Origin of the sequence: Cohnella lupini (genome assembly GCF_003386205.1) — a bacterium.
In the GTDB taxonomy this organism is placed as follows: Bacteria; Bacillota; Bacilli; order Paenibacillales; family Paenibacillaceae; genus Cohnella; species Cohnella lupini.
Genome location: NZ_QRDY01000038.1, coordinates 1 through 15,287, shown reverse-complemented (window position 1 = coordinate 15,287; position 15,287 = coordinate 1). Strand labels below are relative to the sequence as shown.

Below are 15,287 nucleotides of genomic sequence, written 5' to 3'. Positions count from 1 at the left end.
TTTCTCTAATCGTCGTCCTCCAGATGGGGGAGAGAATTGAGATAATTTTTCGGGGACAAGCCTTCGATTTTCTTGAAAACCTTGCTAAAATGGTGTCTATCTTGGTAACCGACCAGTCCGGAAATTTCGTTGATCGTATATTTGTTCTCGGCCATCAAGCTTTTCGCTTTCTCCAGACGAAGCGTCGTTAAATATTCCAGCGGCGATTTGCCCGTCGCTTGCTTGAATAACGTGCGGAAATAATTCGGCGAGAGGTATAACGATTGGGCAATGTCGTTAATATCGATATCCTCATGCATATGGCTATACATATATTGAATGGCTTCGGTCGCTTTTTCCCCTTGGGGATGGCTTTTCTTGACTCCCTCTTCGGTCGACATGTCCTTCACCATCTGATGAAGAATCCGCAGCATGAGCGAACGCATGATCAGATGATAACCGTAGGGCTTGCTTTCGAAAACGCTCAACATCTCCCGGAATAACGCCAGGTACACGTGCGATTCATGCGAATGAATGACGTAAGGAAAATCGATCTCCGCCAGCTCGAACACCGGCCGGTCTACCAGCTTCTCGTCCACGGGCACTTGATCCAGATTCGGATAGTCCACGTCCGTGTATACGACCGGATCGAAGTCGAACGGCTCCCCCATATACGCAAGGTCGAAATGCAGCGCGTAATAATAGAAAGTGTTTCCGTCGGGATCGTAACAATGATGCCGGACATGAGGACGCATGAAATGGATATCGCCCGGTCTCAGCAAGTACTCGACGCCTTCGATGTTATAGAGGCATCCGCCTCGGGTAACATAGATCACTTCGTAATCGTAGATCACCCGGGGAGGTAGTTTGTAGAAAGAATTGTTCTCGGGAATATGCTCATGTATATACCGCACGTAAGGCGCCAAGTTCATGAAGTCGATTTTTTTGATCATATGTTCACCCATCGGTTATTCCTCCGGTATCTTCTTAATCATTGTTCATCGTCCGCGATTACAGTGATTTAAGAATACCATAGAGGGATTTCGTATACAGGGACAAGCGCACCTGCCCAAGCGTACCGGCTATCCTTTAATGGCGCCTGCGGTCAAACCCTTGATCATGTATTTCTGGGTGACGACGAACAGGAGAATGAGCGGCAGAGTAGCTAACGAGCATAACGCGAAGATGCCTCCCCAGTCGCTAGACCTTTCCGACTTGAACACGAAGATCTGCGTAATCAACGTCATCTTATCCTTGTCGGTTAAATACAGCAGCGGACCGATAAAATCGTTCCAGAAGCCGAATACGGTCGTAACGATAAGCGTACCGGTGGCCGGCAGAAGCAACGGGAAGATGATCAGCCAATACATTCTCAGCGGTCCGTATCCGTCTATGCTCGCCGCTTCCTCCAGTTCTCTAGGAATCCCTTTGGTAAACCCGACATAGATCATGGTGGCAAAAGGAATCGTTCCCGCCGTATACAGCAGAACAAGCAACGTTCTCGTATTCATCAGGTGAAGCGATTGCGCCAGTTTATAGATCGGCACCATGCTCGTCTGGAAAGGAATGATCATCCCCGCCAAAAACAAGACGAACAAAATCTGAAACAGCTTATGCCGATTACGGGAAATCGTATAGCCCGCCATCGAAGCCACGATAATAAGTAATACCAGCGTCCCGCCGCAGATGAGCAAAGTATTCAATAACGCGCGCCCTACCTGAACCCTTTCGAATACGTTGTCGTAATTCCCCCAGAAAATACGGCTCGGGAATTTAAGCGGTTCGTAGAATTCCTTAGGGAGCTTGACGCTTGCTTCGAACATGTAATAACAAGGATAGAGTACGAGCAGCGCCAGGATAATCATCCCGATCTCGAGCAAGCGGTCGAAGAATTTCTCGCGCAAACTTCTAACGGAAGAGGAGTGCATTAATATTCGACCTCCCTGCTTCTCGTCAACTTGAGCTGTAACGCCGTAACGATGGAGATCGCGATCATGAACAGAATACCCGCCGCCGTCGCGTAACCGAACGTATTGTTCTTGAAGGCGAAGTTGTAGATGACGAGCGCCAATGTTGAGGTCGCGTCGCCCGGCCCGCCGTTCGTCATAATATAAGGCATTTCGAAAAACTTCAGCGCGCCGACCATTCCTAGAAACGTGCATATCGTAAACGAAGGCATTAACAGAGGGAAGGTTATGAATCTGAATTTACTCCATCCCTGAGCGCCGTCGATCTGGGCGGATTCGTAAACTTCATGGGGGATAGACTGCAGACCCGCCAGGTATATCACCGCTCCGTAACCCGTTCCGTACCATAGCTGAATCAAGATGATGGAAGACAGGGCCGTAGACGTCGTTCCCAACCAATCTCGGATGATCGTCTCGGCTCCGAGACGAATCAATATTTCGTTGAATACTCCGTCGTACTGCAGCAGATTAGACCATGTCACGGATATGACGACAAGGGAAACGATCAACGGCAAGTAGAAAGCCGTCCTTAGAAAGTAACTGGAACGAAACGGTTTGTTTAAGACCAGTCCCAGCAGCAACGAAAGCGGATTTTGCAAAATAACGACGAACAGGCAAATCGTCAGCGTGTTCACGGCCGACCGGATAAATAATCGGTCGTCCAGCAGGTTTCGGTAATTGTCTAAGCCGATGAATTTCGGCTTGCTGACGATATCCCATTCCGTGAACGAGTAGTACAAGCTACTGACGAACGGATAGAAGGTAAACAGCAGGAAAATGAGCAGTGCCGGAAGAGTAAAGGCGATTCCGTATACGAGCCTCTTGCGCGTTGGATGCATATTCGATCACCTTGCTTCTGGAATAGAGCGAAGAGGAGATCAGCATCTCCTCGTCGCCGCGTTTCCCTAATTTGGGGGATTAGCTTTAGCAGCTTACGGTAAAATAATCAAGCTCTTGTCTTTCTCGTAATTTTTCTTTACTTCGTCCAGCTCTCCGTCGCCAGCCTTACCGCCTCCGATAATCTTGGTCACGAGATTCAGAATGCCCGTTTTGACGGATGGAGGATAATAGGAGCCCCATTGGTAAGTGGTCGGACTATTCTTCAGGACGTCGAGCAATTCCTTCATTGCGGGAAGCTTGGCTTCGATGTTCGCGCTCTTCATGCCGGACATACCGCCATCTCCCGCATGAACGGCAATCAATTCGGGACTTAAAATAAGGGAGAGCAAATCTTTGGCTTCCTGCGGATGCTCCGTTTTGGCATTAATGGAGACGCTATGATCCGGACCTACGCCCATGATCACTTTGCCGTTCTCGTCGCTGAGAGGGAAAAATCCGACTTCGAAAGGATCAAAGCCTTTGCTCGTAAACGTATCTTCGGTGACTTGCGCCATCCATGGTCCTTGATAGATCATTGCCGCTTTGCCCGAGGCGAATTCGATTTGGGTTTGCGGCCAATCGATGCTCAGCGCGCTCTTGTTGAACATGTTTTTCTGCGCTAATTGCGTAAACTTGTCGATCGCGCTTATCGTTTCCGGACCGTCCAATTGTTGCGTACCGTTAAATACGTCGGCTTCGAATGTCGGACTTGTCAGCGCTTGCGCCAATTGAGCATAGCCGCCGAAGAAATAATCCAACGTCCATTGATCCTTGAACCCGACCGTAATCGGGGTAATCTTGGCAGCGTTCAGCTTTTCCCCGGCTGCGAGAAGCTCGTTAAACGTCTTCGGAGGCGTTATGCCTAAGTCGGCGAAAATTTTCTTGTTATAGTAGAAGCCGAAAGATTGGATCGTCGTCGCCGCTCCGTAGATTTTACCGTCGTAAGCCTCTACGATCTTGGTGGCGTCTACCATGTCGCTCACCCAAGGCTCGCCGGACAGATCCATCAGGTAACCGGCTTTGCCAAGGCTCGGCACTTGCTGGCTATAGATAATATCGGCAGCCGAAGAAGAAGCGAGCTCGGCTTTGAGCTTGTCGAAATATTTCTCTCCCGTCAGGTTATCCCATTGAATGCTGCCGTTCGGGTATTTCTCTTTGAATTTATCTTCGACTGCCTTCTTGAAGGCATCGTTGGTTCCCTCTCCCTCGGTTAAGAACCACGCGGATATTCTCATCTTAAACGGCTTATCGTCGCTTGCGGACGGGCTTTCGCTTGCGGCACCCTGACTCGCGCTCTCGACGGCGGATGCGGATGGGGACGCGGATGGGGACGCGGATGAATTCCCGGCTTCGTTGTTGCCGCATCCGGCCAACGAGAATACGGTAACCAGGCAGGTCGTTAACAAGGTCAATACAAGCTTTTTCATATTTATTCCCCCTAGGCGTGTTCGTTACATTCCTAATTATAAGCGCTTACATTAATAAAAGTATTTGGTCAAAACGACTGTAGAGGGTGCTTTTTCACGCTTTCGGTGATCGATGCCAAGTAAGAGCCTTGCCGGTAAAAGCCCGAAACCGAAAAAAGGCGGTGCAGCCAATCCCGCACCGCCGCTTCCTATTCTCCTTACATTTGATGCACTGCTCAGGGCTGACGCATCGTCAAGCTGACGCGACCCTTCTTCAGATCGGAGCCGAGCACCCACACCGTGACCGTGTCGCCGACAGCGACGACTTCCGTCGGATGCTTGACGAATTTGTTGCTGATTTGGGAAATGTGCACGAGGCCGTCGTTCTTGATCCCGATATCGACGAACGCGCCGAAATCGACGACGTTGCGGACCGTTCCCTTCAATTCCATGCCGGGCTTCAAATCCTCGATATCGAGCACGTCCGTATGGAAGATCGGCGGCGGAAGCTCGTCGCGGGGATCCCGGCCCGGCCGTTGCAAGCTATCGACGATATCGCGCAGGGTCGGCACTCCGACCTCTAGGCGCTCGGAAATTTCCTCTAGGCGAACCTCTTTCAGCTTTTCCTTGAGCGGCTCCGAACCGATATCGTTCAACTTTAAGCCAAGATCCTTAAACAGCTTGCCGACGACCTCGTAGGATTCCGGATGAATCGGCGTGCTGTCGAGCGGGTTCTTGCCGTCCGAGATGCGGAGAAATCCCGCGCACTGCTCGTATGCCTTGGCGCCTAGGCGCGGCACCTTCTGCAATTGCTTCCTCTCGACGAATTTGCCCGTTTCTTCCCGCAGCTTCACTATATTTTTGGCTAGCGTCGCATTGATTCCGGACACGTAAGAAAGAAGCGAAGGAGATGCCGTATTCACGTCCACGCCGACATGGTTAACCGCCGACTCCACGACTCCGGACAAGCTTTCGTCCAATCTCTTCTGCGTGACATCGTGCTGATACTGGCCTACGCCGATCGCTTTGGGCTCGATCTTGACGAGCTCCGCCAACGGATCCTGCAAGCGGCGGGCGATCGACACCGCGCTGCGCTCGGAGACGTCCAGATCGGGAAACTCCCCCGCCGCCAACTTCGAAGCCGAATAGACGCTTGCCCCCGCTTCGTTGACGATCAAATACTGAAGCTTCCGTTCGGGCAAGGAATGGATAATACCCACGACGAATTGCTCCGTCTCCCGGGAGCCCGTTCCGTTGCCGATGACTATCAATTGTATGCCGTACTGGCTGATCAAGCGGCGGAATACGACTTCCGCCTCTGCTTTCTTGTTATGCGGAGGGGTCGGGTATGTGACGGCTACTTCCATCAGCTTGCCCGTATCGTCGACGACGGCGAGCTTACAGCCCGTACGGTAAGCCGGGTCTACTCCGAGCACGACGCGCCCCTTCACGGGAGGTTGCAACAGGAGGTTACGCAAGTTCTCGGAGAAAATGCCGATCGCATGCTCTTCGGCCTTCTCCGTCAACTCGCCCCTCAGCTCTCTTTCGATGGAAGGAGAGATTAGACGTTTATAGGAATCCTCGGCTGCCGCGGCTAACGTATCCCGAGTAATCGAAGGTCCTCTAAGCGTTCTTCTGTTCAACTCTTCTACGATCCGCTCGGTCGGTACGTCTATGGACACGCCCAGCACGTCTTCGCGTTCGCCCCGATTCATCGCCAGAACCCGGTGGGGCGGCAATCGCTTAACAGGCTCAGAGTACTTATAATACATTTCGTACACGGATTCCGCTTCCGCGTCTTTGGCTTTGCTGTACAATATCCCTTGATCCCAAGTGAACCTGCGTACCCAGCGCCGAATGTCGGCATCGTCCGCGAGACCTTCGGCCACGATGTCGGATGCGCCTTGAATCGCTTCTTCCGGCGTATGTACTCCTTTATCCGGGTCCACGTATTTGGCTGCCTCTCCGAGCAGATCTCCTTGTCTCGGTTGCGATAACAGCCATTGCGATAGCGGCTCTAACCCTCGTTCCTTGGCGACGCTTGCGCGGGTTTTCCGTTTTTGCCGATAGGGCCGATAAAGATCCTCCACCTCTTGAAGCTTGACCGCCTTCTCGATGGCGGCTTGCAGCTCCGGAGTCAGCTTGCCCTGTTCCTCTATGAGCCGGATCACTTCGCTCTTGCGATCCTCCAGCCCTTTCAAATAGGTTCGGCGATCGTCGATGGCGCGCAGCTGCACCTCGTCGAGCTCTCCCGTCATTTCCTTGCGATATCTGGCGATAAAAGGAATCGTGTTCCCGTCGTCCAATAAAGTCGCGACCGTCCGAACCTGTCCCAATCCGATTCCAAGCTCGGCGGCGATTTGTTTGATCATTCTTTCTTGCGTAGCAGCCTGTACTGCCGTCTCATTGCCAACGCTCATCGATAAGTGCCCCCCGCGACTAATTGTGCATCCTATTATTATGTCGCTCCCGGGCCCGATAAATCAAGCGTCAACCGAAAACGGAGGTTGCTCCGCGGTCTTGGAAGACCTCCGAAGCAACCTCTTGTCGAATCGAATAGCAATATCTTATCTACTATTCGATGAATACAAGCCCGTCGTCATGTCGTCTCGATACTCATCGGGAACGGGATACCGAGTTCCTCGAGCTTCGCGGCCATTTCCAGCAAGATGATGCCGCTAATTTGAGTTCCGAGCTCCACGGGGGACTCCGGCGGCTTATTCCAGTCCGGACCGAATAGCGTTAAATTCGTTTCCCGGCCTTCATTCCACATGGACATCGCGTTGCGCATAATCAGGTTGGCGAGTTCGGGAAAACGGTCAGGATAATCGGATGCCAAGTTAGCCGCGTATCGGACAAGAATGCCTTTGAACAGTCCTCCATCGCCTTTCCCCTCATTCGGAAGCAATGAGCTGTCCTTGTTCGTCAATCTAGCGAACGCTACGTTCGCGGTACGCTCGGCGTCGAGAAGATAGCTTTCGTCGCCGGTCGTTCTGTAAAGCTCATGCGCCGCACCCACGAAAACGCCTTGGCAATACGTGAACTCCCAAACCTTGTCGATCGTTCCGTCGCCGGTCCGATTCGCTCCGTCCCAGACGAAGCCGCTATCCGGATCGACCAGCGTTTTTTTCTGCCAATCGTATATCCGGATCGCCCACTCCAAATCTTCGCCGTTGCCGAAAGCGCGGTGCAACCTGGCTGCTAAAATAACGGCCGGCGCGTTGGCCGGCGTATTCTTATAGTCCAGTTGGCTTTTCTGCCAAGCGATTCCCCCGCCCATATGATCGTTCCAGCCGGTCTTGACGTCCGCCCATAGCACGAGCGCCGCTTGTTTGTATTTCTCCTCTTTCGTCGCCTCGTATGCCCTTAACCAACCGATCGCCATCCATTCCATATCGTCGTAGAGAGCATTCGGCCAAGCTCCTCCGTTGCGCCTCAACAAACCCTCGTACAATTCGTTCAAAGTCGCGCTATATTGGGCATTTCCGGTTCTGGTTAATCCGTCTACCAACGTCTCGACCGCATGCGCCATCCACCAATAGTGGAAAATCGTATTGCAAACGCCTCCGGGACACGGCGTCTCGATGTCGTACATTCTCGTATCCGGATTCCAAAAAAGCTCGCGAAGCGCCAGTTGCGCGCGGTCTGCCATGTCAGACCCCATCCGTTTGTTCGTTTCCACTCCGCACCGCTCCTTTTCGTTTCTATTTGTTCGATTTCGCTAATCCTAACTTCTCTAATATCGCCGCTTGCTCCAACAGCATATTTCCGCTCAACTGCGAGCTTAATTGGACAAGCTCCTCCGGCGGTTGCGCCCAAGATGGCCCGAATCTAGGAATCTCGTCATTTAGGCCGTAATCCCATAAGCTATCGGCATTCGCCATGATCATCGAAGCGATTTCGTTTCTTTCCCCTCCGTCCAGCTGAGCTAACTCGCCTAAATAACGGACAAGCACGCCCTTGAACATGGCGCCGTCTCCGTCGCCTTCGTTCGGAAGCAGTCCGGTTGCCGGACTGGCCATGCTATTCACGACATAGCTGCCCGTTAGTCGAGCGTCCGTTAAATAAGCTTGTTCACCCGTCGCATCGAATAACTCCAACGCGGCTCCGATGAAGACGCCTTGCCCGTAGGTGAACTTCCAGTCGACGTCGATGTTCCCGTCGCCCGTTCGATTAATGCCGTCCCAGACCAGCCCGGTTTCCGGATCGACCAGAACCCGCTTCTGCCAATCATAGATGCGTTTTGCCCATTCCAGGTCTGCTTCGTTCCCGAATCGTTGATACAAGCGGGCCGCCAGTATAACCGCGGGCGCGTTGGCCGGCGTGTTCTTGTAGTCCAATTGCTCTTTGCGCCACGCGATGCCTCCGTCCATCTGCTCGTTCCAACCGGTCCGAATGTCCGCCCACAGATCCATGACGGCGTCTTTGTACTTCTCGTCTCTCAACAAGTCGTAAGCTCTAAGCCATGCGAGCGCCATCCACTCCATGTCGTCGTAATAATTGTTAGGCCACACACCGGCGTTGCGATCCCTAATGCCTTCGAACAATTCGCCGATCATTCGCTTCGTTTCCTCGTCGCCGGTTCGCGCGTACTCGTCGAGCAGCGTATCCGCTGCATGCGCCTGCCACCAATAATTGAACGGGTCGCTGCACGATTGCAGGATGCAAGGCGACGCGTTGTTGAACATTTTCCGTTTGTCGTCCCAGAAGGATTCCCTCAGTTCATCGCTGGCCGATTCCGCTCTTTTATCCCATTTCTCCGATTGTCCTCCGCCGTTTTCGAAGGTGAAAAGCGAAGGATTGAAGATCGCCAAGCTTGCCAGAATCGCCGCTATCGCGAGTCCCGACAACCATAGTCCGGACTTTAACCGATGAGGAACCATACGCTAACCTTTCACGCCGCTGAAGGCGATTCCTTGCACGAAATACCGTTGCAGAAGAATAAACAAAATCAGGATCGGTACGATCGCGACCAGCGCGCCGGCCATCATCGGGCCGAAATCCGTCTGATGGTTATAAGAGAAGGCTTGCAGGCCCATCTGAATCGTGTGCTTCAGCGGATCGTTCAGCACGATCATCGGCCATAGGAACGAGTTCCATCCCGCCTGGAAGGTGAAGATGCCCAACGTTGCGAGAGCCGGCTTGGTCAGCGGCAGGTAGATCTGCAAGAAAATGCGGAATTCTCCCGCCCCTTCGATTCTCGCCATCTCCATCATGTCGCTCGGAAGCGTCAGGAAAAATTGGCGCATGAAGAACACTGCGAACGTACCGGATGCCCCCGGAAGAATGATAGCCCAGAACGAATTCAGCAAGCCGTTCCCGCCGGAGCCCGTCCAATCGTTGCCTCCGAGGAAAGGCAAATGCATCAGGACATAGAAGCTCGGGATCATCGTGACGACGCCCGGAATCATCATAGCCGCCAGCAGGATGCGGAAGATCGGTTTGCTCAGCTTGAAATTCAGCTTTGCGAACGCGTAACCTCCCAAGGATCCGAAAAATAAGTTCGTCAGCACGCCCATGATCGCAAGATAGAAGGAGTTGCCGAAATATCTGAGGAAAGGAACCGTATTGAAGGCGTCCGAATAGTGCTCTAACGTGAATCGGGAAGGCAGCCACCGGATCGGAAACGCGAAGATTTCGTCGTCCGGCTTCAGGGACGTGAGCACGCTCCATAAGAAAGGCATGAACATGACCAAAGAAACGATGGTGGCTATGACGTAGAAAACAGTCGAACGAAGCGCCCGAAGATATGCCGGATTGCTTGAGTAAGTAGATTTCACAGCCGATCACCGCTTTCTATACGATTGACTCTTCCGCTTTGGACAGCTTCATGTTGATCAACGAGAATATCAAAATAGCAAGCGCCAAGACGAATGCCTGAGAAGAAGCGTATCCCATTTGCAATTGGTTAAAGCCTTGCTGATAGATGAGATATACCGGAGTCTTCGTGGCGTTAGCCGGTCCGCCTTGAGTAAGAACGAACGCTTGATCGAAGAGCTGAAGCGCTCCGATAATGGACATCGTGCTGACCAAGAACGTCGTCGGCCTTAGCTGCGGCCAAGTAATGAAGCGGAACCTTTGCACGGCGTTCGCGCCGTCCAGCTTCGCGGATTCGTACAGGTAATCGGGAACGCCTTGCAGTCCCGCCAAATAGATGACCATGTTCGAACCGATCGCCTGCCATAGGGTAACCATGATGACCGAAGTCATGGCCGTGCCGGATTGGGACAGCCATGCGGGACCCGTAATTCCGAAATAACTCAAGAATCCGTTAAGCAAACCGAATTCGGGATGGAGTACCCATAACCATACGGTGGCCGCGGCAACGGCCGACGTCAACGTCGGCAAGTAATTCAGCGTTCGGAAGACCTTAACACCCTTGCTAGCGCGATTCAGAAGCAATGCGACCAGCAAGGAAGTCAGAATATTTAGCGGTACGAAGATCACGGTGTAATAAAGGACATTGCGGAAAGTCTGCCACAACAAATCGTCGGCGATGAGCTTCCGATAATTATCCAAGCCGACCCAATCCATGCGGCTGAGCACGTCGTAATTGGTGAAGCTGAGATAAAAAGCCATGACTACGGGTATAACGGTGAACACCGCGAAGAGAAGTATGGTCGGCGTGATAAACAAGTATCCCATTCGGGCTTGATGGCCGTTCAGCTTGCTACGTAGCATCGGTCTTCCGTCCTTTCATTGCTTGATGGGTTCAAGGATCATCCGGCGACTCGAATACCGCAAACGTCCAGAACGAGCTCGCAGTACATCATATTCGCCCAGGAGAACCATTCCCTCGTGTACTTGTTCGGGTCGTTCGCATCGAAGCCTTCGTGCATCATGCCTTTGTCGCCGTCCGTCCGTTCCAGAAGATCGAGCAATCTGGCCTTCTCCTCCGGCGACTGCGCTGTCAGGCCTTGCATCGCCAGCGCGATGTGCCAGATATAGCCGCTTGGCGTATGCGGACTGCCGATTCCGGAAGTGGCCGATCCCTCGTAAAAATAGGGATTGTCCTCGCTTAGAATAAACGATCTCGTATTCTTGTAGATCGGATCGTCCGAGCTCGCGTAGCTCAAATAAGGAATCGATAATAAACTGGGCACGTTAGCGTCGTCCATGAGGTTATGATTGCCTAACCCGTCGGTTTCGTAAGCGAATATCGTGCCGTAAACCGGATGTTCGAAAGTACCGTACTGCCGAATGCCACGGTCGATTTCATCGGCCAGAGTCAATGCCTTATCTTTCAATTCGAGATCGTTAAGCACCGCTTCGGCGATCTCCGCGAGATAACGGAGAACCACGACGGCGAACATGTTGGAGGGGATTAAATAACCGTATGCGCATGCGTCGTCGCTGGGTCGGAAGCCCGACCACGTCATGCCCGTCTTGCCGGTCGGCGTTCCTCTTCCGTCTCTTGGAAGCGTATCTGTAACCGGACAGTTTCCGCGTTCGAAACGGTATTCCGAGTTCATTTCATGGTTTTGTTCTTGCGTCCACACGGTCAGGATCAGCTTTGCCGCTTCCTGGAACGTATCGTTGAATTGGCTTGTCGACCCCGTATTCTTCCATAATAGATAAGCCAATTGGAGCGGATAACATAGGGAGTCTACTTCATACTTCCTCTCCCAGATCCAAGGCGTCATTGCCGTATCGTCGTCCTGATGTCCCTGACCGTTGGGCGACTCGTTGAACGCATTTGCGTACGGATCATGAATGACGTAACGAAGCTGTCTTTCGACGATTCCCCGGAGCAAGCGTTCGATTGCGGGATCCTTCGAGGCCAACAGCATGTACGGTCTTGCTTGAGCGGCCGAATCCCGTAGCCACATGGCGGGGATGTCGCCGGTGATGACGAATGTCGTCCCGTCCGGGAGCTCGCGAAATGTCGTCTCTATCGTATTGCGAATGCAGGTTTCGAACATGGCTTGCGTCTTGGGACGGCTTTGGAGCTTCTGCTGCACGTTCTCGATCCAGTTGTTCAGCGCTTCGAGCGTGCCCGCTAGTTGAGCCATGGTAGTTCCACTCCTTCAAATTCATCTGTTTATAAAAGGAAAAGGGAGGTCAGCCTTCTCCTCCCTTTTCTAGCCTTCTTGCGCGCATGATCGGCATTTACCGGTTGGTTATTTCGTTTCGGCGTTGTCTTTCAATAACCGGTCGCCTTGCTCTTGCGCTTTCTTAAGCGTTGCGGCGGCATCTTGCTTACCCTCGAGGAACAATTGCAGGTTCGGCACGAGTCCATCGCCTTCCATGACGGAGTAGCCCGGATGCTGCGGTCTGATTTTAGCGAATTCGAGCGTATCCAGGAACGGCTTCCATGCCGGATCGTCCTTGAAGAACGGATCGTCGAGCGCCGGTTTGTAGCCTGGAATGTTCAAGCTCATCTTGGACCACATCAAATAGTTTTCTTTGTTTGCGAGCCACCACTTAACGAACTGCCAAGCTTCTTCTTTATGCTTGGAGCCTTCTCCGATGACGAGACCGAAGCCGCCCATTACGCTTCCTTTGTCTCCGTTAGGTCCGACCGGTGGAGGTACGATTCCGAATTCGAGATCCTTGCCGTATTTTTTATAAGTGCTGAGCATCCATGGTCCCGTGTACTGCATGGCAAGCTTACCCGTTACGAAAGCATCCTGGCCTTCTCCCAGACCTTGCTCGAAACCGAGCTTATAGACTTTGTCTTGATTCAACATTCGATCCCACAGGTTAAGTACGGATAAGCCCTTGTCGTTATTGAAATCGGTTGCATCGTTCGCCGCGTTCAACATCTGTCCGCCCGCTTGTTGGAAGTACATGTTGAACAGTCCTGCGTCCGCGAACGAGAATCCGGCGACTTCCAGCTTGTTGCCGTTCCATTTCGTCAGCTTCTTGGCTGCCGTAGCTAGCTCTTCCCAAGTTGTAGGCGGTTGGAGGTTCGCTTCGGCGAACAGCTTTTTATTGTAAAATAGCGCTCGCGCGTCAACCGTTAAAGGAAGTCCGTATAGCTTGCCGCCGTGGCTAAGCTCCTTGAGAGCCTCGTCGTAATAATCCGAGGTAGAGATTCCGTCGCGCTCCATGTATTCGTCGATAGGGTGCAACACATTCTTCGGAGCGTAGAGGTTCGTGCGCCAGCGATCCCAGAACATGATGTCGGGAGAACCTCCGGAAGTTGCCGCGGTCAGGAACTTCGTGATCATATCCTGCTGAAGCACGTACTTGACGCGGATCTTGTCTTGGGATTTGTTGAATGCATCGACCATCGTCTCGAACTGCTTCTGACCTTCGCCGCCCCAATCGCCCCAGAATGTAAGCTCTACGGGTTTGCCGTTCTCCTCATTAGGGGAGCTACCCTCGGCTGCCGGCGATGACGCCCCCGGAGATGATACAGCTCCGTTTTTATCGTTGTTGCTGCTGCAACCGGCCAGTATCGACAGTAGCATCACGCTGGTAAGTGCCAAGCCCATCCACTTCTTCATTTTCGAAAGCCCCCTACCGAATTTTTTAAGCGCTTACAAATAGTATACTAATGGCGTTATATTAGTATGTCAATATAAAAATTATTAATATTTTATATACCAACATGTTGGTTTTGGGTCGAAAAGAGATAAAAAAACCCGAATCTGCATCCGGGCTCTTGGATTATCAATGAGAAATAAGATTTAATTTGTCGAATCGCCTTTAATGATCGTATAGGGAACCGTGTTATTGAATGGGACTCCCTTGGACTCCCATTGCTGCTGGAGCAATTCCACCGCACGCTGGCCCATGGCGAACTCATCCTGGCTGACATGGGTAAATAGAAATTTATTGAACGGATTACGCGGGGAATCGAAGCATACGATACTGCATTCACCCGGAATATCTTTGCCCATAGAGAGCAACACTTCCCGTAAAATGAGAGCAAGATTGTATTCGACGACTACGAAGGAAGACAACTCGGGGTTGAGCTCCACGAATTTCTTGACGTTCTCGAAGTCTACTTGGACATTGCGCTCCTCGAACGAACGGGGAATGGAGCTGTACAGATTGGTCATTAGATGCTGCGGATTAAGACGTTGTCCATGTTGGATAAGCGCATCCGTATAGCCTTGTATCCGATCTTCGATCGTGGAAGTGTTCTCGATGGGCAGCGAGATGAAGCCGATCTGGCTATGCCCTCTGTCAAGCAAGTACTTCGTGATGTCGTACGCGGCCGCGCGATTGTCCGTGTAAACCGAGCAAGCGGCGAGCCCCTTCAAATAACGATCCACGAACACGAGAGGGTGCTTATCCAATACGAGACGAAGCAATTCCGAATTATAGTGCTCGCCGTGAACGGGGAAAATAATGAATCCGTCAACTCCCAGTTGCAGGAACGAGCGAATCGCCGCTTCTTCTTCCTCACGCTTATCGTAGGTGATCTTCATCAACATCCGGCCTCCAAGCTCCGAACATCTTTCCTCCACACCGTGTATGAGCCTAAGACCGTAGGAATCCGCGAAGTCCGGAAGTATCAGACCTACCAGCTTCCAGCTTTGGGGACCTTTGGCCGGCGCTTGGAGCGCTTCTCCCAATTCCGGTAAACCATCCGCCACGAAAGAACCCTTCCCTTGCACTCGCTCGATCAATCGATTAGCCGACAGCATCTCTAGCGCCTTCTTGGAAGTAATGCGACTGACGCCGAATTGATCGGCCAGCTCCTTCTCCGATGGAACGCGCGTCCCGCTTTGCAGCTCGCCGCTTTTGATTTTCTCTAAAACATGATTATAAATCTGCTCGTAGAGTGGGCCGTCCATTTCATCATCCCTTGATGTATCATGATATATCAACTATACATAAGAATTAGATTCCTATCAAGATGATTCTATCGCGTACTAGGCGAAAACAAAAACCGCAGCCCCGCCGAAATACGGCGAGCTGCGGCCCTTGTCTTATTTGTATGAGACCTCCGGGACCTCGATCAACGGCTACGATCTGCCGTGGCGGGTCGAGTTAGCTCGATTTCGTTACTAACCAAAGATGATGCCAGCATCATCGCCATGAATGAAAAATGGTTCGTCCGCATCCTTTTCTAAAATCCTTTAAAAACGGATAAACAGAT

The 15,287-nt window shown here is 52.1% G+C and carries 12 protein-coding genes; all 12 read right to left on the bottom strand.

Annotation, left to right across the window (positions count from 1 at the left end):
* Positions 1–5 precede the first annotated feature (5 nt).
* Complete coding sequence (locus DFP95_RS27360) at positions 6–944, bottom strand: helix-turn-helix transcriptional regulator (protein ID WP_115995857.1); 939 nt, start codon at positions 942–944, stop codon at positions 6–8.
* A 117-nt stretch (positions 945–1,061) separates the two neighbouring features.
* Entirely contained in the window at positions 1,062–1,907 is an 846-nt protein-coding gene (locus tag DFP95_RS27355) for a carbohydrate ABC transporter permease (protein WP_115995856.1), read from the bottom strand.
* Positions 1,907–2,785 carry a carbohydrate ABC transporter permease gene (locus tag DFP95_RS27350; RefSeq protein ID WP_115995855.1) on the bottom strand — a complete coding sequence of 293 codons (879 nt, stop codon included), beginning with the start codon at positions 2,783–2,785 and terminating at the stop codon, positions 1,907–1,909. Before DFP95_RS27350 ends, DFP95_RS27355 begins: the two co-directional genes overlap by 1 nt.
* 93 nt (positions 2,786–2,878) lie before the next feature.
* Positions 2,879–4,252: an ABC transporter substrate-binding protein gene (locus DFP95_RS27345; RefSeq protein WP_115995854.1), complete on the bottom strand. Its 1,374-nt coding sequence runs from the start codon at positions 4,250–4,252 to the stop codon at positions 2,879–2,881.
* 215 nt (positions 4,253–4,467) lie between these two features.
* A complete protein-coding gene (locus DFP95_RS27340; protein ID WP_115995853.1) occupies positions 4,468–6,651 on the bottom strand; it encodes a Tex family protein in 2,184 nt (727 codons plus the stop codon).
* A gap of 179 nt (positions 6,652–6,830) precedes the next feature.
* Complete coding sequence (locus DFP95_RS27335) at positions 6,831–7,913, bottom strand: glycoside hydrolase family 76 protein (protein WP_245988018.1); 1,083 nt, start codon at positions 7,911–7,913, stop codon at positions 6,831–6,833.
* Between the two features lie 22 nt (positions 7,914–7,935).
* Complete coding sequence (locus tag DFP95_RS27330; RefSeq protein ID WP_115995852.1) at positions 7,936–9,114, bottom strand: glycoside hydrolase family 76 protein; 1,179 nt, start codon at positions 9,112–9,114, stop codon at positions 7,936–7,938.
* A 3-nt stretch (positions 9,115–9,117) separates the two neighbouring features.
* Positions 9,118–10,011 (bottom strand): carbohydrate ABC transporter permease, encoded by an 894-nt coding sequence (locus DFP95_RS27325; protein ID WP_245988016.1) that lies wholly within the window; start codon positions 10,009–10,011, stop codon positions 9,118–9,120.
* Positions 10,012–10,027: 16 nt separating this feature from the next.
* Positions 10,028–10,912 carry a carbohydrate ABC transporter permease gene (locus DFP95_RS27320; protein ID WP_115995851.1) on the bottom strand — a complete coding sequence of 295 codons (885 nt, stop codon included), beginning with the start codon at positions 10,910–10,912 and terminating at the stop codon, positions 10,028–10,030.
* Between the two features lie 38 nt (positions 10,913–10,950).
* The gene (locus DFP95_RS27315) at positions 10,951–12,243 is read right to left on the bottom strand and encodes a glycoside hydrolase family 125 protein (protein WP_115995850.1); all 1,293 of its coding nucleotides are present in this window, start codon (positions 12,241–12,243) and stop codon (positions 10,951–10,953) included.
* Positions 12,244–12,351: 108 nt separating this feature from the next.
* On the bottom strand, positions 12,352–13,683 hold the full coding sequence (locus tag DFP95_RS27310; RefSeq protein WP_115995849.1) for an ABC transporter substrate-binding protein: 1,332 nt from the start codon (positions 13,681–13,683) through the stop codon (positions 12,352–12,354).
* Between the two features lie 183 nt (positions 13,684–13,866).
* A complete protein-coding gene (locus tag DFP95_RS27305) occupies positions 13,867–14,982 on the bottom strand; it encodes a GntR family transcriptional regulator (RefSeq protein WP_115995848.1) in 1,116 nt (371 codons plus the stop codon).
* Between the last annotated feature and the right edge of the window lie 305 nt (positions 14,983–15,287).